Origin of the sequence: Nostoc sp. (assembly GCF_036916655.1) — a bacterium.
GTDB lineage: Bacteria > Cyanobacteriota > Cyanobacteriia > Cyanobacteriales > Nostocaceae > Nostoc.
On record NZ_JBALFY010000063.1, the window covers coordinates 44,599 to 68,132 of the forward strand.

The following is a 23,534-nucleotide window of genomic DNA, read 5'->3' on the forward strand; positions in this document are numbered from 1 at the left end:
CACCCTTTAGCTTTGAGTACCATTACCTGCCTAAATTACACCAAAATGCACTACAAAAACCGAGGTCACGAAAATGATTACATCCTTAATTGCTGGATTCTGTGTATTACTTTGTTCAGGATTTGCTAATAGCTATATTAGCTCATTGCTACTCAAAGATATTTCAACTGACATCGGTAAAAACGATTAGTAAATTATACATTGATTTAGTTCTCTGTCATACAGATGTGATGCTAATAATCGGGCAATAATTAAGGATCATGTATCCTACATTATGAATTGTGATATTTTTAGCATTTACCATCACTAGGGATTGTAGAGAGAAAGGATATTAAGAATACTTCCAAGAGAGGGATATTTGCAATGAATCAAATCATAATTAATGACACTACACTACGTGATGGTGAACAAGCAGCAGGTGTTGCTTTTACCCTAGAAGAAAAAGTAGCGATCGCTAAATTTCTCGATGCCATTGGTATTCCAGAATTAGAAGTCGGGATACCGGCAATGGGTGACGAAGAAACACGTGCGATCGCCGCAATTTCTAACTTAGGTTTACAAGCAAAACTCTTGGGCTGGAACCGTGCTGTCATCTCAGATATCAAGGCTTCCATCGCCTGCGGTCTGAATCGGGTGCATATTGCTATTCCCGTCTCTGGTATCCACATTGCCACTAAATTTCATGGTCAGTGGCGAGTAAGTTTGCAAAAACTTAAAGACTCAATTAGCTTCGCCCTCGATCAAGGTCTTTGGGTAGCAGTCGGCGGAGAAGATTCTTCCAGGGCTGATGAAAACTTCCTCTTAGATGTAGCACTTTATGCTCAAGAATGGGGTGCATCCCGTTTCCGTTTCTGCGATACCGTAGGAGTTCTCGACCCCTTCAGCACCTACACCAAAGTCCAAAGGCTGGTTTCAGCGTTGACGATTCCCCTAGAAATCCACACGCATAATGATTTTGGTCTAGCAACTGCCAACGCTCTTGCGGGTATCAAAGCCGGAGCATCATCAGTGAATACCACAGTCAACGGATTGGGTGAAAGGGCGGGAAATGCAGCATTAGAAGAAGTTGTCATGGCAATCAAACGCATCTATGGCGTTGATTTGGGCATTGACACACCCAGTTTGCTGGAACTGTCTCAGCTAGTTGCAGCCGCATCAGGAGCCGATGTACCACCTTGGAAAGCGATCGTTGGCGAAAACACCTTTGCTCACGAATCTGGCATCCATGCTCACGGGGTATTGCAAAATCCCATCACCTACGAACCATTTGCACCCGAAGAAGTCGGTTGGGAACGGCGTTTAGTAGTAGGTAAACATTCTGGACGGCATTTAGTTGCTAACTTGCTAGAACAGCATGGAATTTTCTTGAATTCCCAAGAAACCCAATCTGTTTTAGACGCAGTACGCCATCAATCGGTACAGAAAAAACGCAGTTTGACGACAGAAGAACTGTTGAATTTGGTCAGAGAACAGAGGTACTCTCATGCAACGCGATGAATTAGAACTAAACTTGCCACCTGCTTTTGAAATTGGTGAAAAAGTCAGAGTTCGGAAACTGCTAAAAAACGATGGTACCTTTCCTGGTAAGGAAGTCGGCCAAGTTTTAGTCAACAAGGGAGACATCGGTTACATAGCGAGTATAGGCACATATTTGCAGACTTCCTATATCTATGCTGTGCATTTCTTAGAAACAGGGTTCGTCGTCGGCTGTATGAAAAAAGAACTAGAATCTGTTGAGGAATCTCATGAAAGTAATGCTACGCATGAATGACGCCGGTACTTTAGTAGTTTACGTTGCTAAAAAAGACCTGGAAGAAGAAGTCGTCAAACAAACCGATGGAAGTGATGGCAAAATTCTCACCCTAGCAAATGGTTGGGAATTAGAATTTCGTGATTTGCCAGACACAGCAAATTTACCTCAAACAGTAGAAGCTAAACGCCTCGCTTAAAATGACTGGGGACTGGGGACTAGGAAATAGGGACTAGGGACTAGGAAATAAATATTTAGGAATATTTTCTCAATACCCAATACCCAATACCCAATACCCAATCCCCAATTCCCAATCCCCAATTCCCAATAACTTTTTATCAATCATGGGTAACAAATATTTGACGTTATCAGAATTGAACCTTGAGGGACAGTTACTAGGTTTTGTTGGTGGTGAACCAGGAAAATATAAATACTTGCAATTAGCAGTTCCATCTGGAGATGTGGAAATTAAACTGCCTAAAGAGTTGCGTCGTTTACTAAGTTCATCCTTAGTTCCTGGTCAGCAACTTCGCATTTGTGGTCATAGTGAGATAGACTCACGCACAAGTAAAATAAAAATTAAAGCCTATCGGGTGACACCAATTGATGCGTGTCCAAAGCAAGATTTACCACCTCAAACCAAAGCGAGGATTATGGTATGTCAAAAGGGCGGTTGCCTGAAACGTGGTGGTAAAGGGTTATTATCAGAATTAGAAAAAACTTTGTGCGATCGCGGTTTGTTAGACAAAGTTACCATAGAACATACCAGTTGCCAAAAATGCTGTGGTAGCGCTCCCAACTGTGTTTTACACCTCGGTAAAAAGAAATACAAGAATATTCATCCTGAAGCGATCGCATCTTTGCTAGAAAGTCATTTAACCTAAGAATACCAAGCTTATCTAGCTATTCTTAAAATAATACATAACTTTGTAGAGGTAAAATTTTACCTCTATTTGTTGTAAGTATCATCTGTGTAGCACTCTTGTCAAACTGCGATCGGCTAAGTTATAACTACTGCAACGCTAGGTTCCTGGCGAATGGAATTCACGGCTATACAGACAAAACCCACCTCCGTAGGTTTCAAATTCTTAGAGTCCGCGTAGGCGGACTTTGTTTGTGTAGCCGTGATTTCTAATCGCCGGGTATATTTGTAAATGTTGAGATGCTCACCCTAGTTATTGTGTATAAATTTTCCGCAAATATTTGAAATAGCTAAAAATTAATGTCTTTGTTTAGCAATTTACTCAATCTACATTCAGGAAACAAACCGCGTGAAGATTTTTTTACCGAGATTGTTGCTTATTTTTTATCCCTCAATAATGATATTTTGCTTGATTGGCTAAAACATCACTCAATCATTAGTGATGATAATTATTCCAGCATCAAGATTTCAACTCAACAAAAACATCAAGCACTACCGAGCCATCATGATGATAGTAGATTTGATATTGTGGTTGAATTATCAAATGGTTTAAGCACAGATGTAATATTTATTGAATCAAAAATTGGCACGAAGGATGGAAATAATGCTTTAAAAAAATATGCTGAGATTTTGAGTAATTTACCAAATGTCAGACATCGAATTTTAATTTACATCACCCGTGATTATGACCCAAAAGAAGAAATCAAAACTCCAGCATTTAATTTAGAGCCAAAAGTAAGTTTTCATCAATTGAGGTGGCATCAATTTTATGCTCGCTTACAACAACACGCGACTGATATCTTAGCCCAAGAAATATTAATTTTCATGAGGAAAAATGGAATGTCTCACACTAATCAATTTTCATCAGTTGACTTATTGACAATGGTGAATTACAACAAAACTCTCAATCTCATGGAATCAACTCTCAATGATGAAGTACAGCAGGAATTCAAGCTAGCTTTTGGAGGTGTTATCAACGGTGCAGCAAGTAGGACTCAATGGAAATGGGACGAGAGATACATTATCTACACTCACCTTTCTCCCTTAAAATGGGACTTATGTTGTGGTGTTGGATACTTCGGTTTAAATCCAAGTAATTTAACTGATTATCCATATTTAGGTATATTTTTGCAGGTTTCTCATAAGTTTGCACAACGCCCAAAAATTATTGAATCAATGCAGAAAGTCATTAACGGTAAGCCTAATATATGGACTCCTGTTAATTTAACAATTTTGCCAGCATGGTCAGCTATTTTTTATCAAAAAAGCCTACAAGAGTTTTTATCTGAAAAAGACCAGTTATCTGCTATTAAATTATTTTTCCAAGAGTCAATAAAAGAATTAAAAACGGTTCAAGAACAATATTTTGATTTTCCTTGGAAGGGTGTAAGTATAGAAGCTGATAAAGAAGACCTAGACACCTCACCATCCTCCATCGCATAACCTTAATCAGCTACAGCTATATTAAGATAAAAATAACTCAGCATTCTCGTAGTTGTTATGAGCCTTACCACTGCTAAACGCTTTACTATAGCTGAATATCACCGTCTAACTGAACTCGGCTTCTTTGAGGAGAATGACCGAGTTGAGCTAATTAAGGGTGAAATAATCCAGATGGCAGCAAAAGGTACACCGCACTCTGTTTGTAGCACCCGCTTATATCGGGAGTTGTTCAAGCTGGTTCTAGAAGAGGCGATTCTTCGAGGACAAGAACCAATTATTATACCTGATGATAGCGAACCAAAACCCGATCTAGTCATTGTGCGAAATCGTCCTGATGACTATTTAGAAGCTCATCCAAGCCCATCTGATGTATTGTTGGTAATTGAAATTTCTAATTCCACTTTGAAATATGACCAAGATATAAAATTATCTGTTTATGCAGAAGCTAGTATTTCCGACTATTGGATATTTAATTTAGTAGATAACTACCTAGAATCTTACAGCGAACCTTATAAAGATTTACAAGGTAAATTTGGTTATCGACGTAAGTTGATTTTTTTGCCTAATGAGTCAGTTAATTTGCCATATTTTCCTGATTTAGTTCTGGATTTATCTAAAGTATTTCCAGAGCGATCGCTATAATTAGCGTGTTATATATTTTGAAAATTAGAATAAATATTTCCTGTAAATATACTGAGCTAGCAAGTGAGAGGGAGTAAGGGAAAAATAATAACTCCTAACTCCCTTCATGTCCCCGGCAAATTTCGCAAACGCTCATCTAAATGACTACGCTCTGCCAAAACCTTTAACAGCGGCCCATGTGAGGTAAATTCTACAATACTGACCGAAGCAACAGGGCATCCCAAACGAAAACGGAAGCGTCCCACATCAATCCCTAGTAAACTAGACAAAATAATTCTGATAGTTGCCTTGTGAGAAACCACTAACACATTGCCACTGCTGTAAAGACGCTTGATTTCTTCAATTACCTGTATGGCGCGAGAAGCAATTGTCACACCCATTTCTCCACCAGTTGGCCCATTCCAAGCCGGATCTGCTGACCAGCGAATATAATCATCGTGATATTCACGGCTAATTACTTCTGGGGTTTTTCCTTCCCACTTGCCATAGTTAATTTCCTTCAAACCATCCCTAAGTTGTGGCTCAATCCCGATTGCTTCAGATAAGGGTTTTGCTGTCAATACAGTTCGCCGCATTGGACTACAAAATATTGCCGTCCAATCCATAGAACTATATGCAGATGCAAAAGCCTTTGCCATCTCCAAGCCTTCTGGGGTAAGTTCTGAGTCTATGGAACCGCAAAAGGAATTATTGCGACTGCATTCGGTCTGTCCGTGACGGAGGAAATAAAGAGTTAGGCTCACGGTATATTCTCATCAATGGTAAATTTAACGGCGCTAACAATCAGATGTAGCTGAAGATAGTTAATGCCCGTGCTATGTTACTACAATTTCACGATATTTGGAATCATCTTCAGATCGCCTGACTTTGCTCTCTCGACATTTATTTAGAGACGGTATCTCATCCAATCAAGGGGCGTAGCAGGTGAGCCAATAGAAAATTCAATCGTTCAACCAAATTGATGAAACAGCGTGATGTGTAAGCATTCTGACCAGTCAATATCCTGCCATCAAAACCCATTATCTGAAATCAATTGTTAAAGTACTTGACATTAACCCAGGAGTTACTGCTATATTAACTAGAGTAATGTTGTTGGGGCGTAGCCAAGTGGTAAGGCAGCGGGTTTTGGTCCCGCCATCCCTAGGTTCGAATCCTAGCGCCCCAGTAATTCTAAAAGACAGGCTTTACAGCTTGTCTTTTAGAGTATTTAATTGAATTTTTAAGATAAGTCTCAAGGCATCTAGTTCTGTAAAAGTTATTTGTCAGGAGATTTGAGAGCTTGATCTAGAGTCTGCCGAGCTACTTCCGCTTTAGACCGTGCTTCCTGGTAACGCACATTAGCTTGAGCAAAATTTTTGAGAACTTTAAAACCTTCCTTGAGTCGAGTAATTTCCTCTTCAGTCACTAAATCATCGCTGAACAGAATATCAACAGCTTTGCGAATTTCCAACGCTTCCGATCGTGACTCCTGAACTTTCAACTTGAGCGTAGCTAGGTTACTCAAAACCTGGACAGCTTGTGTAATGGTATCCTCACCACTAGCAGTATCAATAGTTGACTCCTTAACCTCAATCAATTGTTGAGGGCCAAATCCTTCTTCCAGTTCTGTGGGTAGCTTACCTGCATCCATCAGTTCCATCAGTTGATCCATTGCTTTATCACGGGCTTTGGCTGAATCTTTTCCAGAAACAGTAAGGATAATTTCTGGGCTTTGCACGAGAGTATATTGAACCATATTTGAGCAGAAAGTTTGCTGGTTAACCAAGCTGAGGCAAACAATTATAACATGATGCGTCTCAGGTTATTTGCTGGCTCATCAACTTTAGTATCGGTTTGCCAAATATATGGAAATATGATTTCCTTCTTTATTTTTACCTTTACCAAGTCCCTCAAAATAAAACTTTATACTTAAGAAAAGGGAATATTTTCAATAGGAGAGGAGAGCAATGGCTCCCAGTCCCACCATCATGCAGGCTGTGGAACAACTGGGCTACCGTGTCACCGTTGGTGATGTGGCAACTCAGGCAGGATTGAACGTCGCTGAAGCTAATCAAAGCTTGTTAGCCCTGGCATCTGATGCTGGCGGACATTTACAGGTAGCGGATTCAGGCGATATAGTTTACCTTTTTCCACGAAATTTTCGAGCAATTTTACGTAATAAATACTTCCGACTACGATTGCAAGAATGGTGGAAAAAGGTCTGGAGTGTTCTGTTTTACCTGATTCGCATTTCTTTTGGAATTTTCTTAACTGTTTCCATCGCCCTGATAACTATCACCATCTTCATTATCATTACTGCTGCTAATTCAGACCGTAACGGCGACAATCGAGGCAGTAATTCTGGTGGTGGGGGATTTTTCTATTTTCCAAATTTATTTTGGTATCTTAGCCCAAATTATGACACCCACTACCAGGAACGGCGACGTGAAAGCCGAGAAGAAAGCAATCTAAATTTCTTTGAAGCTGTATTTTCGTTTTTGTTTGGCGATGGTAATCCTAATGCCAACTTAGAAGAACGTCGCTGGCAAGAAATTGCTACGGTGATTCGGATTAATCGTGGTGCAGTGGTAGCAGAACAAATTACCCCATATTTAGATGATATTGGCGAGGGATATACAAGAGAATACGAAGATTTTATGCTGCCCGTTCTAACGCGATTTAATGGGCAACCGGGCGTAAGTCCAGAAGGGCAAATTGTTTATTACTTTCCAGAGTTGCAGGTGAGTGCAGTTAAAAAGCGCCGTTATGCAATATCAGATCACTTAGAGGAATTTCCCTGGCGTTTTAGTGCCGCAAGTTCTGGGCAAATTATGCTAAGTGCTGGATTGGGTGTACTAAATTTTGTTGGTGCTTTAGTACTGGGAAATTTGTTGAAAGGTGGCATTGTTGCCGCCCAATTAGGTGGACTGGTAGCTTTTGTGCAAGGAATTTATTGGCTGCTATTGGCTTACGGAGCAGGTTTTTTAGGCATACCGTTATTGCGTTATTTCTGGATTGGGTGGCGTAATCGCAAAATAGGCGATCGCAACCGCGATCGCCTTTCTAGAGCAAGCTTATTAACAAGTCCTGATGCACCTTTGCAACAAAAAATCAACTATGCCCAACAATTTGCAGCAGAAAAAGTCATCGGCAACGAAGATTTAGTGTATTCTAGCGAAACTGATTTACTAGACCAAGAAGTTGAGCGTTCTGCAAAAACTGATGCTGAATGGCAGAAACGCTTGGAAAGAGGGAGTGGGGAATAGGGAGTGGGGAATAGGGAGCAGGGGAGCAGGGGAGCAGGGGAGAAGTAGCAGTAAGTCTTTCCCCTCTGCCCCTCTGCCCCTCTGCCCCTTGTGTCCCATGCCCAATGCCCAATCCCTGATTACTTCGCCTGAATTGGCGTCAGGGCTACACCTTGATAATAATGTCCCAAAATTTGCAGGTGGTTCACTCCTTGCCGAGCCAGATTATATGCGCCCCATTGACTCATACCTAAAGCATGACCGTAGCCAAGCCCTTGTAGTACAAAACTACCGTCGGCCCCCTTAGTGACGCTAAATTTGGTACTTTTTAACTTGAGGGCTGTTCGCACTTCTTCGCCCTGTAGCACCTTTGTGCCCTTGTTACCGACAATTTTTAAAACTTTAACACTGCGAAAAGGTGAGAATGTCTCTGGAATCATCGCTGTCACACTACCTACCTCAGGAAATTTAGCGCTAATTTCACTAGGTGAGAAGGTTTTCACCCAATTACACTCGCGGATATTTTGATCGTAGTCTTCAACAGCACGTAGATAAGGCTCCTTACTTCCCCAAACATCTTCCACGTTTTCGGTGTGTCCCCCAGAACAAGCGTGGAAAACTGAGAGAATAATCCGGTTTTTGTAAGTTAGTACCTGCCCTAGTGTGGAATCTACTGCGGCGTAAGTAGCAGGAGATTCACTGATGACACCTTTATAAATTTGCCAGCGATCGGGAGTATTGCCTAAATCGTAAACGGGATTATTTCGTTGTTTTTCTCGTTCGTAGAGGGCATAGGTACGGGCTGCGATCGCCTGGGCTTTCAGCGCCTCTTGGGGCCAGCTAGCATCCATTTCGCCACCGAGAACGCTGTAGAGATATTCTTGGTCATCAACCCAATTAACAGCCGTTAAGCCTTTTTCTGTGGGTACAACTAGAGTTCTGCCACGATACCAGCGATCGCCAATATAAACAAATCCTTTACCAGTTGGCTCAATCCAAAATAAACCAGACTGCCACTTATCTAAAGCCACTCCGCCAGGAACGGCTTGGGCATAATATGCACTCATCGCTGGCAACTGTCCCAGAGTCCGGCCAGTACTATCCTTGACGATCCCAGTAGTGGAACTGCCCACTTTTACCTGATTAACGCCCCTTTCAATTGCCACGCGCAAGATTACAGACGCTTGGGCTGGGGCAACCAAAGCTATCCACAAAAGGATACTTACCCACCAATGACGTACTTTAATCTGGGAAAATAAAGAGCCTAAGTAAAGTTGGAATTTCATACCGATCATCTAATCACACTAGTATCTAATTAACGCTCTGGATTATGGTGTCTACCACTTTAAGATGGGACACTTTTCCAACGCCGGAAGTTGCCACCTCCTACTAATTATGCATTTTGCTTGAAGCTATAAGGTAGAAATCAGGTGAAGAAGGCAAGAAAAGAATAGTTCTTCTATACCTCTTTCCAATGCCCCTACCAATCTACGATGCCAATACCTTTTGAGAATTGCTCACTTCATTAGCAATAATTCCAATTAAATTCAACTTACTCAAAATTTCTGTAGCTTGAGTCAGTTCAGTTCGAGTCACTTTACCCATGCGCTCTACCATCACAATCCCATTGCAAAAAGATGCCACAATTCTGGCATCAACCGTCCCTAAAATAGGTGGAGCATCTATCAGTACTAAGTCATAATTTTGCTCAAATAACTCTATTAATTCTTTCATCCGTTGAGAACTGAGCAATTTTACCGTGTCTTCTGGTTCCGGCCCAGCAGTCAAAATATCAATCGAGGGGTGAATGGGCTGAATATAATCTTGAAAATCTGTAGTTGTCTCATCAACTAATAACAGAGATAATCCCCAGTCATTAGATATTTCCAAGATTTTGTGCAAGCTAGGATTCTGCAAATTAGCATCAATAACTAATACCCGTCGATGCATCCGTATAGCGCTAGCCACAAGCCCTAAGACTAAGGTTGTCTTCCCTTCCCCTGGTAATGCTGAAGTAAACATCAGCGACTTGAAAGGTAAGGGATATTTTAATATTTGAATATTTTGGTAGATCATGTCCAAAGTTTCATGGACGGGCAATTTAGTAGTAGCTTCTATTGCAGAAGACTCTGAACTTCGCCGCCCATTCCAAGATAGTCCCAGCCGCCGCTTTTTGACACCATAAGATGGTAGCTTTGGTACTGACCCCAATACACGTAGATTCGTCAGTTTCTTTAAATCTCCCGCACAATAAATAGCGTCATTAAACTTTTCCAAAATTAGGGCTGCTAAGATACCTAAAATTGGGCCAATTACTGCTCCCCCAACCAAAAGAAATAATCTGCCATTCCCCATATAAGTACCCGGAGAAGGTTCTGCTAAAACTTGCCAGTTATATCCTTCCTGAGCAATTTTAAGTCCCAAAGACTGTTGTGCTTGCAGCAGTTGTTCAAGGGTTTTGTGACTACTTTGTACCTTTGGTAGCAGACGGTTATACTCTGCTATTATGCTTGGATATTTATTTACCTCAGATCGAAGTCGCTGTTCTGACTCGGCTAAATTCTTTTCATTGGCAGTTAGCCCTAAAACAGTTGTCTGTACCAGCATAAACTCATCTACTAGCCTTGGATCAACCCCTAAAATTTGCCCTTTTAAGAACGGTTCTCCCTTACTGCTAGTAGTAATAGCTTTCACTTCTTCTCGTAATAGCAAGAGTTGACTTTGCCGTTGCTGCTTTAGTTTTTGTACAGATGGATAATCGTCTGTATAGCGGAGCCTCTCTTTAGCTAAAGTTAACTCAGTCTTTTGAATTTCACTCAATAGTGTTTGGTAACGGCTTGACTGATTTAAACGAGAAGAAATTAGTGTATTTTGCTGGGATGAAGATGCTATTTGTTGCTCTAGATTATCGTAGCGAGCATTTACATCTTGAAGGTTGGCACGAGTGGTTTGTAGCTGTTGTTGAATATCAGCTAGAGACTCTAGCAGTATTTTACTTTGGATTTCAGGATCAACTAATTGATGTTTCTTGCGAAACTGTTCTAAATTTTTATCAGCTTTACCCACCTCTTTTTTTACCTCAGGCAGGCGAGCATTTACAAAAGCTAATCCCTGATTTAGACGCTCTTTTTGTTGTTGTTTGTTATAGTCTTGATATACTTTTTGTAGAGCTTGAAGTACTCTTTGTGCTTTGACTGGATCGTTATCATTGAAAGAAACTTTAAATACTTGATGAAAAACTTTATTCGCTGCTATACCTCCCTCTTCTGGAGTTACTTCTAGAGGTGGTTTTTTGTTATGTTCTTTTTGACCATTTATATCTTGTAAGGTAATCTTAGGATAATCAGAATGAAGTAAATCGACGGCTTTCTGAAGTAACTTAGAACTCAGCATAAGTTTCATCTGAGTACTGGAATCAACAACTTGAGAATTAGAATCAGTAATCTGAGTATTTTCCTCTACTGGGATATTATTTGCCTGTGCCCCTTCAGATAAATTGGAATTCACCAATATCTGCATACTGCTCTGGTAAGTCGGTTTGGTAATGATAGCCAAAAGACTAGCAGCTGACATAACTACACAGGAAACGCCCAAGATCAGAAAGCGGCGGCGAAGCAAAATAGTAGATAGTTGTCTGATGTCAAATGCGCTTTGTGCTGAAGTAGTAACCTGTTGCTCTGGATTCAGACTAGTCTTAGCCACTATCAAACTCCTCTAATATCGAAACAATATATTTATTTGGAAGATTTATGAAAAATGTGAAATGATTTTTTTACACCTAATAGCCGCGATAGTATACTTAAATTCTTCTTCCAACGACGACAAGCTCACTTGGCACAATCTTATGCCAACTGGGGCTTTCATGTTCATCAATTCACGCATATAAACTTTTAATCAGTGTGGGAAGAATAAATTTTTAATAAATATTTTATTTAAGGAAGAAAAATCTTGACGAAAAATTAATTATTTTTCATAAAAATTTAAGTAGAAAATTATCTAATTTAAAACATTACTATATATTAAAGTTATTTTGATAACTTGTAATCTAAAGAACACATTAAGAGAAATATTTCAACCATAGTACTTGTATATGATTGATACACTTAGTTAACCTAAATTGTTGGTTAACTAGTTGACTTATTTTAGTAAAACTAAACTGCTGTCTATTTGCTAGACATTATGAGTTTGGCTACTAAACTCCAAGACAAGGCCTGGTTAATTCTAGATTTTAGATTAGAAAATTTCAATCTAAAATCTAAAATCTAAAATCTAAACGTCTACCTTAGTTAACTCTACTTCCCGTCGTCTGGGTACTTCATGAATCATAAAATCGTAAGCCATCTCAGTACGGGGAAAAATAGCACGGGCTTCCTTGAGGAGATCCTTCAACTCCAAGGTATTTCCGGGAGCATAGCGGGGGCTAAAATGACTCATAATCAGCCGATGTGCCCCAGCAGCTAAAGCTGTTTGCGCTGCCATTGTGGTTGTGGAGTGCAATCGTTGAAAAGCCATGTCTGCATCTTGATGAGCAAAGGTTGCTTCGTGAATTAATACATCAGCATCATGAGCTAATTCCACTGCACCATCACAATAAATTGTATCTGTACAATAGGCAATCTTTCGACCAATTTCTGTAGGGCCGCACAATTGAGCGCCATCAATTACCCGTCCGTCAGCAAGGGTAACAGTTTCACCGCGCTTGAGTTGACCATAAATCCGACCAGGAGGAATTTGCAACTCCTTGGCTTTTTCCACATCAAAGCGTCCTGTGCGGTCTTTTTCGGCTACGCGGTAGCCAAAAGCTGTAATGCGGTGATGCAAATTACCACAGCTAACGGTGAAGTCATCGTCTTCATAAATTACCCCTGGACGGATGGCGTGAACTTTGATCGGGTAAGAAAAGTGTGTGTAGGAGTAGCGTGAGGCGGATTGAATGTAATCATTTAATCCAGGTGGCCCATAGATATCAATTCGTTCCACATTGCCAGCCAAGCCGCAAGTAGCAAGAAGTCCCATCAAGCCAAAGATGTGGTCGCCGTGCATGTGGGTGATAAAAATTCGGGAGAGTTGACTGATTTTCAGTTCACTCCGCATAATTTGATGCTGAGTACCTTCGCCACAGTCGAATAACCACAGTTCTGCCCTTTGGGGTAATCTCAGGGCGACGCTGGAAACATTGCGCGATCGCGTGGGTACACCGGAACTCGTCCCTAAGAATGTTATCTGCACAGTGTTCTTTAGTCTTCCTATTGCTCAATTTGCAGCTCTATTTTCTATAGTGGCACGGTTAATGAGTAAAATACTTAGGATTTTGGGGATTGGGTATTGGGGATTAGGGATTGGGGATTAGGGATTGGGGATTAGGGATTGGGGATTAGGGATTGGGGATTAGGGATTGGGCATAGTTAATAACCAATAGTTATTTTTTCCCTAGTTAGTAAGTGCAGACAGACAAACAAAAATTCTGTAGTGGAACTCAAGGGCACTACAGAGGAAATAAAAATAATCAAATAATTAAAAAAGAGTTGTTAGATTTACAAACTGGTTCTTTGCTGCTTATGCAATATTATCTATGAGCCGATCGCGAATTTTTTTGAGTTGGTCTTGAGTCTTAATTGGCTCTCGCGGTGCTGGCAATTCAGTATTCGGCCAGTTAGGTAAATCATTGCAAGGACATGATAACGGCGGCATACCGACGCTTCGCGCGGCTACTGGCATATTGCAACGGCCACAAGGCAGCATATCCCATGCTGGTGTCAGCAGTTCAGCAATGGTTTCATGAGTACCTTCTAGGTAACAGTCACCAGAATCGGGTGAGATAATTTTTTGCCAGCACTCTTCAAATTCTTCACTATAGCGATCGCCATTTAGCACCGATAGCGGCAAAATGCTTGCCTCACCGTTGCCCGTAATCACTTTCTTACCCAACTGAAACCAGTAGGCAAGATATTCTCTAACTTCTTGTTTGGTTGCCATAAGATAATTTTAGATTTTAGATTTTGGATTAATTTGAATCAAGGGTTAAGAATCTTGACTTCTGAATGTTCCAGCATCAACTCTATTTGGCAACGGCGAACCAAGGATGCTGAGATTGAGAACATGACCACCAGTAACTAAATAAACAGTTTCGCTGAGTGTACTTAGCTGGCGCACTAAAGAACCAAGGCGATCGCGGAACTTCCTCCCCAGGGGATAAGCTGGGATCACACCCCAACCCACCTCTTCTGCTACAAATAGCATATCAGCAGCAACCAGTTCCACTGTCTCTAATAACTCTGCAAGAATGTTTTCCCAGCTAGATTCGTCCTGTTCTAGGAGATTAGCAACCCAAGTTCCTAAAGAATCAACTAAAAGACAGGTATAGGGTTTGGCATCGGCGAGAGTTGTAGACAGTTCCACAGGTACAGATAAAGTTACCCAGTCTTGGGGACGACGTTTTTGATGTTTTAAAATGCGTTGATGCCATTCTTGATCGTCTGGGTTATCGGTGGCTGTTGCTACGTAAACAACAGCTTTTCCTGACTGCATGGCCAGAGTTTCCGCCCATTCACTTTTACCAGATCGTGCTGGGCCTGTTACTAAGATGATTTTACCCAAAGTTGTTTACTGAGAATTTTAACAATATATCTACGGTTGCAATTAATTTATAAGAAGAATTCAGAATTCAGGAGTCAGAATTCAGTATGAATTCTGTACGAGTGGGTGATAGCGAGTCCGCGATAGCGAGTCTTCTCCCAAAGGGAGAGGCCAAGGGCGAACGAGCGTCGCGTCTGAATATTGGTTAAAACCGTACTTTGTCCCGCTACGCGCTTTCGCCCACCAGGGGCGAAAAAATTAAAATATTCTCACCTTCAAACTCTATCCCTTTATGGGTAGAGTATTCTGAATTCTGTATTCTGTATTCTGACTCCTGATTTATCACCACAGTTTTTTACGTCATCGGTGAGATTTTTGGTTTCAAATAACTTTTAAGGGATAAAATTAGCACCAGCATCATTGATGCTACAACTGGCAAAAGCCAAAAATCCCAACAACCCCATTTTTAATTATTCGATACCACTGGGGACAGCAAACTTTAGGATATTTTTATGAACGCAGGCTTAAAACGCATTGAAGCAACTCTACACGATTTAGGGAATCGCGGTACTGCCTCTGCCGCTGAAACAGTTGATTCGACAACAAAACGACCTTTCTCTTTTAGAATCAGTGTCGGAGCCAACGAATCCACAGAAAGTACAACAACTCAATCTTCTCAGCATGAGGAAGTAAAATCACAAGGACAAACTGTTGACTGGGGCGTAGATACGGAGAGTGATTATCCAACTGATCAAAATTTCTTTCCTCACCATGAATCTGTGCAGACCTTTCAAGCAGAAGAGAATGGTAACAGAACACCCAGTCTACCAAAGTTGAAAACTCCGAGCTTTAGTAACCATCGTCACGGTGCTAATCCCGCATTGGCGATGAATCTATTGCAAGAAATTCAGGAAACTGTCGCTGGTTGGCAAATAGAATTACAAAGTATTTTAAAGCAAATTCAGGATATTTACTTAGAAGGGCCAATTGTCAATGGCTGGTTAGAATCTAATCCCCAAGAACCAGAACCGGGAGGAACTGCAACACTGCGTCATGCGGAAGTTGACCGCTTAATGAACTACGTAGAAGAAATTTGCGCGAGTGGTGGGAAAGTATCTTATCAATCATCTATTACTGGCTATCGCCTCTGTGGTGTAGACGATACTGGTAAAGTCTGGTCGCGCCCATGTCCAGCAGATCAGGTTCCCAATGTTAGCATGGCGATCGCTCGTTACCAAAAGTTACGTCAACTGTTAGGGCGCAAGCAATCCTTGGAAACCCGCCTGAGTCAACTAGCCCAAACTCTTGTAGTTTTACACAGTCATATTCAACAAACGTGAAGTTTTAAAGATTATTTCCGAAGAAACTCGGTTGGTGAGTCAGTAACTTTTGGTTTAGATTAGCTTTCAGCAGTTGTGCATTGGATTTAAGATTTTAATCTAAAATCCCAAATCTCAAATCCAAAATTAAATCTATGCCAGACACCCAAATCTCTGCCATTATCTGTACTCACAATCGAGATACCTATTTAGGGGCTGCAATTGATAGTCTTTTAGCACAAGATTTTGCTACTGACTTTGAAATTGTAGTAGTTGATAATGGATCTAGCGATGGCACTCGTGAGGTTGTAGAACAAAGGGCCCACAATCCCCGCCTAAAGTATGTTTTTGAACCCACCATTGGTTTATCTGTCGCCCGTAACACGGGTGCAAAAGTAGCCAGTGGTGATATTCTTGCTTATTTGGATGACGATGCTGTAGCCAGTCAGGGCTGGCTACAGGTTTTATATTTTGCCTATTACAATAATTCTAAACTAGCGATCGCCGGAGGCAAAGTCACTCTCATCTGGCCCCCAGGAATCCAACAACCACGATGGCTATCTCCAGGGCTAGCTGCAAATTTGGGTGCATACGATTTAGGTGACAGCAACATCTACATTGAGCAACCTGGCTCAACACCCAGAGGCTTAAATTACTCCATCCGCCGCAGTTTTTTGGAAGAAATTGGCGGTTTTGATCCTCATCTCGGTCGAGTGGGGAAAAATCTCTTATCTAATGAAGAACTGCAAATGACCGAATTTGCCCTACAGCGTGGTTGGCAAGTCGCTTATCTTCCCGAAGCCTTAGTTGCTCACAATGTAGCCCCAGAACGCCTCCAACGCTCCTGGTTTTTAAACCGAGGCTGGTGGCAGGGTATCAGTGAATGCTATCGAGAACAACTCGCTGGTAAAGCTGGGTTCGCTCAATTGCAGCGAGGTAGCGAACGCTTTGTGCGCGGCTTGTATAAGGCATTGCAATATTTCTCCGATCCAGCAGAACGGTTTGACAAACTTGTTTATGCTTATGGTCAGATTGGTTACTTAAATGCTGCTATTCAGGGTCTTTTTTCTACATCAAATAAGAAATAGCTAATAACATAATTTATACTCCTATGCCATCCAAAATACCAGTTTCAGTACTAATTCCAGCAAAAAACGAACAAGTAAACTTGCCTGCGTGCCTTGCTAGCCTTAGCAGAGCAGATGAAATATTTGTAGTAGATTCTCAAAGTACCGATAACAGTATAGAAATTGCTAAAAGTCACGGTGTAAATGTCGTGCAATTCAACTTCAACGGACGCTGGCCCAAAAAGAAAAATTGGTCTTTAGATAATCTACCTTTTCGGAACGAATGGGTACTAATTGTAGATTGCGATGAGCGCATTACCTCAGAACTATGGGAAGAAATTGAGAAAGCAATTCAAAACCAGGAATATACAGGTTATTATCTCAATCGCCGCGTATTTTTCTTAGGTAAATGGATTCGCTATGGTGGTAAATATCCCGATTGGAATCTACGTTTATTTCAACATAAAAAAGGTCGCTACGAAAATCTAAATACAGAAGATATTCCGAATACTGGTGATAACGAAGTTCACGAACACGTGATTTTACAGGGGAAAGTTGGATATCTCAAAAATGATATGCTCCACGAAGACTTCCGCGATCTGTACCACTGGTTAGAACGCCATAACCGCTATTCTAACTGGGAAGCCAGTGTTTATTTTAATATTCTCACAGGTAAAGACGATAGCGGTACTATTGGCGCAAATCTATTTGGTGATGCCGTGCAACGCAAGCGCTTTTTGAAAAAAGTGTGGGTACACCTGCCATTTAAACCATTTTTGCGATTTGTTTTGTTTTATATTATTCAACGCGGTTTTTTAGATGGCAAAGCCGGATATATTTATGCACGCTTGCTAAGTCAATATGAATATCAAATTGGCGTTAAACTTTACGAATTACGTAACTGTGGTGGTCACTTAAATACTGCAACTATCCCGAAGGAGGAAGCAGGGGAACAGGGAAGCAGGAAAGCAGAAGGAAAGTTATTGACCATTGACTCCTAAATGTAACAATTTTAGATTTTGAATTTTGAATTTTGGATTGAAGGAAAAATTGAAAATCTAAAATCTAAAATCTAAAATCTAAAATTAAATGACTAACGATCAACCTTTCGTAGATTTACGCAAATATAACCAATCTTGGTTTGACCGGGGGCGTCCAGGTTGGTATATTTTATTCTGGTGGTTTGTACAAGCGATCGCTTTTCCCCTGACTCCTCAACCTTTAAATATTCTGCGTTGCGCTCTGCTAAGACTATTTGGCGCTCGGATTGGCAAAGGTGTATTAATTCGACCTACCGCCCGCTTTACATACCCTTGGAAAGTTACGATTGGCGACTACAGTTGGATTGGAGATAACGTAGTTTTATACAGCCTAGAGCAGATCCACATCGGTGAACATTGCGTAATTTCCCAAAAAAGTTACCTATGTACTGGTAGCCACGATCTGAGAGATCCTGCCTTTGGGTTAAAAACAGCAAGTATCACCATTAATAATGGTGTATGGGTAGCAGCAGATTGTTTTGTTGGGCCGGGAGTACAAATCGGGGCTAATGCCGTAATTGGCGCTCGTAGTAGTGTTTTTACTAATATGCCCTCTGGGCAGGTTTGTTGGGGAAGCCCCTGTCGTCCCAAGACAGTCAGGATAAAACTTGAACCCTCCACAAACTCGTGATTTTATAGATAAACATTGTAGGAGTGTACAGCTAGCTGTATGCCCCTACTTTTCTATATATATATTTATTTGCTTTTGGAAAAGGAAAGTGCGATCGCCACAATCTTATAGCTAAAATTGCAAGTAGCATAGGCATATCCTACACTACTTACAATTTGCAGTGCTATAGCTCAGAGGCTATGTATTTTTTCTGCACATAGACTTGTGTTTCCAAGCTATAAGCTCTATTTTAGAGTGCCAAATATTTTATTTTAAAGGCAAACAAGTTCGAGAAGTTTTAAAAAAATTTTATAAGAGGTAATTATGAATTTAAATAACAATGAAAAAGACGTAATTTTAATAGTTGATGACAACCCGGTTAACTTACAGTTATTGATCGATTTATTAGAGTATTACAACTTTAAAGTTTTAGTAGCAGAAAATGGGATAAATGCCGTTGGTATGGCGGAGTATGCCTTACCAAATCTAATTTTATTAGATATATTAATGCCAGTAATCGATGGTTTTGAAACCTGTAGACTTTTGAAATCAAATCCAGCTACTCAAGATATCCCCGTAATATTTATCACTGCCATGAATGACAAGGTGGATAAAGTCAGAGGTTTGAATCTTGGTGCAGTAGATTACATTACTAAACCTCTAGAACATGAAGAGGTTTTAGCTAGGATAAATACGCATTTACGTTTACGGAATCTGACAAAAACACTTACAGAGCAAAATAAACGTTTAGAGATGGAAATCTTGGAGCGACAGCAAGTAGAAGAAAAGCTGAGATGTCATTCAGATGCTTTAGATGAATGGAACAATAGATATCAAGCACTAATTCAAGCAAGCGGTCAGATTCTCTACGACTGGCATCTGCATACCAACGATATTCAATACGGTGGTAATGTAGAGGGAATATTAGGTTACTCTCTACCTGAGATGTTAGGAGGTTTGAATCGTTGGCTAGAGTTGATTCATCCTGATGATAAAAACTTCTTTAGTGAAGAAGTTAAACGCGTTTTAACCACAAAAGAACGATTTCATCTTGAATTTCGGGTATGTCGAAAAAATGGCACTTACATCACAGTTGAAGACAACGGGTATATCTTTTTAGACTCTACAGAGAAAGTTGCTCGAATGGCGGGCTTTGTAATTGATATTACCGAACAACAAGCCGCGTTGCGCGAACGTAAAGAAGCAGAACAAAAAATCCGTGAGCAAGCAGCTTTACTTGATATTACAACAGACGCGATTATCGTTCAAAATTTGGTTAACCAAATTCAATTTTGGAATAAAGGGGCTGAACATCTCTATGGTTGGATGGCAGAAGAAGCAATAGGCAAGAATGCTAATCAGCTTTTGTATCGAAAGCAAAGTCTTTGCGAACTGAAAAATATCCAGAAAACTTTAGCTGAGAGTGGTTCATGGCAAGGTGAGTTACATCAAGTCACAAAACAAAGTAAAGAGATAATTGTTGCTAGTCGCTGGACATTAGTAAATGATGATGAGGGACAAGCTAAATCCATCCTGATTGTCAACTCCGATATTACAGAGAAAAAACAACTCGAAGCGCAGTTTCTCCGGCCCCAGCGAATGGAGAGTCTTGGCACTCTAGCAAGTGGCATTGCCCACGATCTCAACAATGCATTGACTCCCATAATGATGACAGTACAACTTTTAGAAGCAAAGCTCCCCGATGAAAAAAGTCAGCAATGGCTGACAATCATGGAAACAAATGTTAAACGTGCAGCAGATTTAGTTAAACAAGTGCTGTGGTTTTCACGCGGCTCTGTAGGTAACTTTAAAACCTTACAGGTAGAGAATATAATTTCAGAAATTGAAAATATTGTTAAGCAAACATTTTCCAGAGCAATTGAAATCCGCATTGATGTTCCTGGGCAAAACCTGTGGAATATCTTTGGCGATGCTACTCAGCTACATCAAGTACTAATGAATCTCTGTATTAATGCTCGTGATGCTATGCCTCATGGCGGTATCCTAAAGATTTATGCGAAGAATTTCTGGGTTGATAGCTACTATGCCCGAATGAATATTGATGCTAAGGTCGGTTCTTACGTGATGATTGGTATCTGTGATACAGGCACAGGAATTGCTAGAGAAATAGTAGATAGAATTTTTGAGCCATTTTTCACAACAAAGGAACTGGGTAAAGGTACAGGGCTTGGTCTTTCAACAGTACTTGGCATTATCAAAAGCCATAGCGGTTTTGTAAATGTAATTACTGAAGTGGGCAAAGGCACTGAGTTTCAAGTTTGCTTACCCGTAACGCAGACACTCGATACAGATGAGAAACTGGCTGGAAATCAGGAATTACCAGCAGGGCATGGAGAATTGATTCTTGTTGTTGATGATGAAGATTCAATTCGAGAGGTGACTCAAACCTGGTTAGAAAAAAATGCCTATAGAGTTTTAGTAGCTAGTGATGGTATTGATGCGATCGCACTATATGCAGAACATCAACAAGAAATTAGTGTGGTGTTGGTTGATATGATGATGCCATATATGGATGGGCCAACAACTATCAATGTTTTAAAAAAAATTAATCCAGACATCAAAGTTATTGGTGTTAGTGGATTAGCCTTCAATCATGAAATGATTAAAAACCTTGGTAATAGTGTCAAAACCCTTCTGTCTAAGCCCTACACTTCAAGCGACTTGTTAATAAATTTACAGATGGTGATTAGTACAAAGTAGAGTTTGTCATTAGTCATTAGTCATTAGTCATTAGTGAATGCCCAATGCCCAAGCAAAATGGTAAGTAGCAGTGGTAATATATTTTCATGGCTGCTCTAATCCTTGCTATTGATGAACAAACTATTGGATGAAACGCTGTCAATCAAAATTGCTGAACTGATAAACAGCAGAGCTAGTACTCCGTTCGATAATGCTTACAAAGCTGCATTGTCCACTGAAGGAGCAAGATATATTCAGGGATTTTTGGCTTTTGCTGGGAAGCCATACAGACCTGTTGAACACAGTTGGATTGAACTAAGCGACGCTTCTGATATCCGTATTATCGATCCTACATTACCGTATCTGAACAAAAATCCCCAAGAACTCTGGTATTTTGCAGCACATAGTCTGACTATTAAAAAACTGAAAGCCATCATTGAAGAATCAAAAGAAGATTATCCAGAAGATGACCCATTGCCAATTTATGGCGATCCACCTTATGAATATTATGGTGATGTAATGTTGGGCGGTCAAGACTATTTGACGGCATATCAAGCCGCAGAGGCAAAGTGCAAAGAAATCAACGAACTCAACCCTGAAAGAAACTAACAAAATTAAATTAAATAATTCATAATTACGAATTACGTTAGCGTAGCGGTAGCGAGTCCGCGTTCGCTTTTAGCGTCTCGTAGAGAGCTTCATTACGAATTACGAATTATTTAATAAGATTTTCCATCGCTCCCAAAGTATTCTCTATAACCACAAATTTTGTCTCCGCGCACATCAAAAGAGACTGCTACCCGATTTTTGTAGGGCTGTCCGAATAAAGGGCCTTCGTCCCGAAACTCAAAGACAGCAGTAGTTTCATTACTGGTAACATGGTCTAGGCTAGTCAGTTTTAGCCCAGGATTGAAGGATTCAAAAACGTACTCGAAAAACTCTCTAGCTCGCTCTTTTCCCACATTTAAACCGTGAAATTTACCCATTGGAAACCAAAGGGTAAAATCTTCTGTGAGCATATCTAATAAAGCTTCCCAGTCTCCAGTTGACATGCCATGCGTCAGATTATCAAATGCCTGTCGAGCAACTTTTAAAGTATTTTCTGAATCTTGTGTCATTCTCACTTCCAACTAGAAGATATAAGCTAATACTGTGTTACTTAAAATTTCACAACCACTTTGCCACAATTTTGACCACTGAGGAGATATTGTACAGCATCGGGTATGGATTCCATACCTTGAAACTGTGTTGGGTCAACGGCAACTTTCAGTTTGCCTGTGTAATACAGGTTTAAAAGGCGATCGCTTGCCTCTGGCATATATTCTTTATAATGAGCCATGAGAAAGCCTCTCACGGAAGCTGCTTTCCAAAATAGTTGGTGATAAAGGCGTAGCTGTGTAATTTGCTCAACATTATTTGCGTATTCGGAGATAAAACCAACTACTACTAAACGTCCCCGCACTGCTAAGTTTTCAGCGCAAGTATCAAATACTGCTTTACCTACAGACTCAAAAATCAAATTAATCCCATTGGGGTATTCTTGCTTGAGGACTTGATTGAGGTTTTCTGTGCGATAGTTGATAATGCGATCGCACCCTAATTCTCTCAGTAATTTTGCCTTCGCCTCAGAACTACAAGTACCAATGACATGATTCCCAGCTAGCTTTGCCAATTGCACCGCAATATGGCCAGTTCCCCCTGCTGCTGCTGTCACTAAAACCACTTCATTACTTTTCATCTCCCCCACTTGTTCCAGTGCCACTAAAGCTGATACACCTGTAGGCATTAGTGTTAGCAACTCTGGCGTTGCTTCCCGCACCTTCACCGCTAAGTTTGCATCAATAACCTGATATTCTCGATAGCCGCCACCACGCGCTGTGGTTACGACAGCATCACCTATTTGAAAATCTTTGACATTTTCACCGATAGCGACAACTTCACCCACAGCTTCCACACCTAAATCGAAGGGAGGAATTAAGTTAAAATGTGGAACATCACCACGACAAAGTAAAGTGTCAAAGCCACCGTTAATACCAGCAAATTTGTTTTGAATTAGAATTTCATTAACAGCAGGTTTGGAAATAGGAATTTCGACAATTTCAACAGCAGATTTAAAATCTGGATTCAGTTGTTTTGCTCTTAACTTTTTGTAAGTTTTTAAATTCATTGGTAGAAGCAATTAGGGCAAATTATTTGAAGCTATGTTCATAAATATAAATTTAGGTGCGTTAGCTGAAAGCA

22 protein-coding genes and 1 tRNA gene are annotated in these 23,534 nt (G+C 40.5%); 14 read left to right on the top strand and 9 right to left on the bottom strand.

Translation table 11 applies throughout. The annotated features are described in order from the left end of the window. Positions 1–363 precede the first annotated feature (363 nt). The 6 genes from nifV (at position 364) to V7L31_RS15275 (ending at position 4,757) form a co-directional block, all read left to right on the top strand. Positions 364–1,497, top strand: a complete 1,134-nt coding sequence (gene nifV / locus V7L31_RS15250) for a homocitrate synthase (protein WP_334697000.1) — start codon at positions 364–366, stop codon at positions 1,495–1,497. Continuing rightward, the gene (locus V7L31_RS15255; RefSeq protein WP_094327372.1) at positions 1,484–1,771 is read left to right on the top strand and encodes a nitrogen fixation protein NifZ; all 288 of its coding nucleotides are present in this window, start codon (positions 1,484–1,486) and stop codon (positions 1,769–1,771) included. Before nifV ends, V7L31_RS15255 begins: the two co-directional genes overlap by 14 nt. Continuing rightward, positions 1,746–1,949, top strand: coding sequence for a putative nitrogen fixation protein NifT (gene nifT / locus V7L31_RS15260; protein ID WP_181928102.1), 204 nt, complete (start codon positions 1,746–1,748; stop codon positions 1,947–1,949). The genes V7L31_RS15255 and nifT overlap by 26 nt, the downstream gene beginning before the upstream one ends. 145 nt (positions 1,950–2,094) lie before the next feature. Next, positions 2,095–2,634: a (2Fe-2S) ferredoxin domain-containing protein gene (locus V7L31_RS15265; protein WP_334697001.1), complete on the top strand. Its 540-nt coding sequence runs from the start codon at positions 2,095–2,097 to the stop codon at positions 2,632–2,634. A gap of 338 nt (positions 2,635–2,972) precedes the next feature. Next, a complete protein-coding gene (locus V7L31_RS15270) occupies positions 2,973–4,115 on the top strand; it encodes a PD-(D/E)XK nuclease family protein (protein ID WP_334697002.1) in 1,143 nt (380 codons plus the stop codon). Positions 4,116–4,172: 57 nt separating this feature from the next. Beyond that, positions 4,173–4,757 carry a Uma2 family endonuclease gene (locus V7L31_RS15275; protein ID WP_334697003.1) on the top strand — a complete coding sequence of 195 codons (585 nt, stop codon included), beginning with the start codon at positions 4,173–4,175 and terminating at the stop codon, positions 4,755–4,757. A gap of 104 nt (positions 4,758–4,861) precedes the next feature. On the opposite strand, the gene V7L31_RS15280 is transcribed toward V7L31_RS15275, so the two are convergent. Continuing rightward, on the bottom strand, positions 4,862–5,500 hold the full coding sequence (locus V7L31_RS15280; RefSeq protein ID WP_334697004.1) for a histidine phosphatase family protein: 639 nt from the start codon (positions 5,498–5,500) through the stop codon (positions 4,862–4,864). 350 nt (positions 5,501–5,850) lie between these two features. Here V7L31_RS15280 and V7L31_RS15285 point away from each other — a divergent pair. Then, a tRNA-Gln gene (locus V7L31_RS15285) sits at positions 5,851–5,922 on the top strand. Between the two features lie 90 nt (positions 5,923–6,012). On the opposite strand, the gene V7L31_RS15290 is transcribed toward V7L31_RS15285, so the two are convergent. After that, positions 6,013–6,492: a hypothetical protein gene (locus V7L31_RS15290; RefSeq protein ID WP_334697005.1), complete on the bottom strand. Its 480-nt coding sequence runs from the start codon at positions 6,490–6,492 to the stop codon at positions 6,013–6,015. Positions 6,493–6,703: 211 nt separating this feature from the next. Here V7L31_RS15290 and V7L31_RS15295 point away from each other — a divergent pair, with 211 nt between their 5' ends. Further along, entirely contained in the window at positions 6,704–8,002 is a 1,299-nt protein-coding gene (locus V7L31_RS15295; RefSeq protein ID WP_334697006.1) for a hypothetical protein, read from the top strand. A 119-nt stretch (positions 8,003–8,121) separates the two neighbouring features. Here V7L31_RS15295 and V7L31_RS15300 read toward each other — a convergent pair whose 3' ends face one another. The 5 genes from V7L31_RS15300 to cobU form a co-directional block, all read right to left on the bottom strand. Then, a complete protein-coding gene (locus V7L31_RS15300) occupies positions 8,122–9,267 on the bottom strand; it encodes a SpoIID/LytB domain-containing protein (protein WP_334697007.1) in 1,146 nt (381 codons plus the stop codon). 202 nt (positions 9,268–9,469) lie between these two features. Beyond that, positions 9,470–11,683: a GumC family protein gene (locus V7L31_RS15305; protein WP_334697008.1), complete on the bottom strand. Its 2,214-nt coding sequence runs from the start codon at positions 11,681–11,683 to the stop codon at positions 9,470–9,472. Between the two features lie 567 nt (positions 11,684–12,250). Beyond that, on the bottom strand, positions 12,251–13,210 hold the full coding sequence (locus V7L31_RS15310; protein ID WP_334697009.1) for a ribonuclease Z: 960 nt from the start codon (positions 13,208–13,210) through the stop codon (positions 12,251–12,253). A gap of 327 nt (positions 13,211–13,537) precedes the next feature. Next, positions 13,538–13,957 carry a hypothetical protein gene (locus tag V7L31_RS15315; RefSeq protein WP_334697010.1) on the bottom strand — a complete coding sequence of 140 codons (420 nt, stop codon included), beginning with the start codon at positions 13,955–13,957 and terminating at the stop codon, positions 13,538–13,540. 45 nt (positions 13,958–14,002) lie between these two features. Then, complete coding sequence (gene cobU / locus V7L31_RS15320; RefSeq protein WP_334697011.1) at positions 14,003–14,578, bottom strand: bifunctional adenosylcobinamide kinase/adenosylcobinamide-phosphate guanylyltransferase; 576 nt, start codon at positions 14,576–14,578, stop codon at positions 14,003–14,005. 491 nt (positions 14,579–15,069) lie between these two features. Here cobU and V7L31_RS15325 point away from each other — a divergent pair, with 491 nt between their 5' ends. The 6 genes from V7L31_RS15325 to V7L31_RS15350 all read left to right on the top strand — a co-directional run bounded on the left by V7L31_RS15325 (position 15,070) and on the right by V7L31_RS15350 (position 21,902). Then, complete coding sequence (locus V7L31_RS15325; protein ID WP_334697012.1) at positions 15,070–15,897, top strand: hypothetical protein; 828 nt, start codon at positions 15,070–15,072, stop codon at positions 15,895–15,897. A gap of 134 nt (positions 15,898–16,031) precedes the next feature. Continuing rightward, positions 16,032–16,964 carry a glycosyltransferase family 2 protein gene (locus tag V7L31_RS15330; protein WP_334697013.1) on the top strand — a complete coding sequence of 311 codons (933 nt, stop codon included), beginning with the start codon at positions 16,032–16,034 and terminating at the stop codon, positions 16,962–16,964. Between the two features lie 23 nt (positions 16,965–16,987). Beyond that, positions 16,988–17,944 (top strand): glycosyltransferase family 2 protein, encoded by a 957-nt coding sequence (locus V7L31_RS15335; protein ID WP_334697014.1) that lies wholly within the window; start codon positions 16,988–16,990, stop codon positions 17,942–17,944. An 88-nt stretch (positions 17,945–18,032) separates the two neighbouring features. Next, positions 18,033–18,614: a hormogonium polysaccharide biosynthesis acetyltransferase HpsU gene (gene hpsU / locus V7L31_RS15340; RefSeq protein ID WP_334697015.1), complete on the top strand. Its 582-nt coding sequence runs from the start codon at positions 18,033–18,035 to the stop codon at positions 18,612–18,614. Positions 18,615–18,917: 303 nt separating this feature from the next. Then, complete coding sequence (locus V7L31_RS15345) at positions 18,918–21,314, top strand: hybrid sensor histidine kinase/response regulator (RefSeq protein ID WP_334697016.1); 2,397 nt, start codon at positions 18,918–18,920, stop codon at positions 21,312–21,314. A gap of 111 nt (positions 21,315–21,425) precedes the next feature. Further along, the gene (locus tag V7L31_RS15350) at positions 21,426–21,902 is read left to right on the top strand and encodes a hypothetical protein (RefSeq protein ID WP_179064172.1); all 477 of its coding nucleotides are present in this window, start codon (positions 21,426–21,428) and stop codon (positions 21,900–21,902) included. A gap of 110 nt (positions 21,903–22,012) precedes the next feature. Here the strand turns inward: V7L31_RS15350 and V7L31_RS15355 are convergent, their stop codons facing one another. Together V7L31_RS15355 and V7L31_RS15360 are read right to left on the bottom strand one after the other, a co-directional pair. Then, complete coding sequence (locus tag V7L31_RS15355) at positions 22,013–22,411, bottom strand: nuclear transport factor 2 family protein (RefSeq protein ID WP_334697017.1); 399 nt, start codon at positions 22,409–22,411, stop codon at positions 22,013–22,015. Positions 22,412–22,452: 41 nt separating this feature from the next. Continuing rightward, positions 22,453–23,460, bottom strand: a complete 1,008-nt coding sequence (locus tag V7L31_RS15360; RefSeq protein WP_334697018.1) for a quinone oxidoreductase family protein — start codon at positions 23,458–23,460, stop codon at positions 22,453–22,455. Between the last annotated feature and the right edge of the window lie 74 nt (positions 23,461–23,534).

Coding starts and splice junctions, on each gene's coding strand:
- nifV (WP_334697000.1), top strand. CDS start 364: ATGAATCAAATCATAATTAATGACACTACACTACGTGATGGTGAACAA.
- V7L31_RS15255 (WP_094327372.1), top strand. CDS start 1,484: ATGCAACGCGATGAATTAGAACTAAACTTGCCACCTGCTTTTGAAATT.
- nifT (WP_181928102.1), top strand. CDS start 1,746: ATGAAAGTAATGCTACGCATGAATGACGCCGGTACTTTAGTAGTTTAC.
- V7L31_RS15265 (WP_334697001.1), top strand. CDS start 2,095: ATGGGTAACAAATATTTGACGTTATCAGAATTGAACCTTGAGGGACAG.
- V7L31_RS15270 (WP_334697002.1), top strand. CDS start 2,973: ATGTCTTTGTTTAGCAATTTACTCAATCTACATTCAGGAAACAAACCG.
- V7L31_RS15275 (WP_334697003.1), top strand. CDS start 4,173: ATGAGCCTTACCACTGCTAAACGCTTTACTATAGCTGAATATCACCGT.
- V7L31_RS15290 (WP_334697005.1), bottom strand. CDS start 6,492: ATGGTTCAATATACTCTCGTGCAAAGCCCAGAAATTATCCTTACTGTT.
- V7L31_RS15295 (WP_334697006.1), top strand. CDS start 6,704: ATGGCTCCCAGTCCCACCATCATGCAGGCTGTGGAACAACTGGGCTAC.
- V7L31_RS15300 (WP_334697007.1), bottom strand. CDS start 9,267: ATGAAATTCCAACTTTACTTAGGCTCTTTATTTTCCCAGATTAAAGTA.
- V7L31_RS15315 (WP_334697010.1), bottom strand. CDS start 13,957: ATGGCAACCAAACAAGAAGTTAGAGAATATCTTGCCTACTGGTTTCAG.
- V7L31_RS15325 (WP_334697012.1), top strand. CDS start 15,070: ATGAACGCAGGCTTAAAACGCATTGAAGCAACTCTACACGATTTAGGG.
- V7L31_RS15330 (WP_334697013.1), top strand. CDS start 16,032: ATGCCAGACACCCAAATCTCTGCCATTATCTGTACTCACAATCGAGAT.
- V7L31_RS15335 (WP_334697014.1), top strand. CDS start 16,988: ATGCCATCCAAAATACCAGTTTCAGTACTAATTCCAGCAAAAAACGAA.
- hpsU (WP_334697015.1), top strand. CDS start 18,033: ATGACTAACGATCAACCTTTCGTAGATTTACGCAAATATAACCAATCT.
- V7L31_RS15345 (WP_334697016.1), top strand. CDS start 18,918: ATGAATTTAAATAACAATGAAAAAGACGTAATTTTAATAGTTGATGAC.
- V7L31_RS15350 (WP_179064172.1), top strand. CDS start 21,426: ATGAACAAACTATTGGATGAAACGCTGTCAATCAAAATTGCTGAACTG.
- V7L31_RS15355 (WP_334697017.1), bottom strand. CDS start 22,411: ATGACACAAGATTCAGAAAATACTTTAAAAGTTGCTCGACAGGCATTT.
- V7L31_RS15360 (WP_334697018.1), bottom strand. CDS start 23,460: ATGAATTTAAAAACTTACAAAAAGTTAAGAGCAAAACAACTGAATCCA.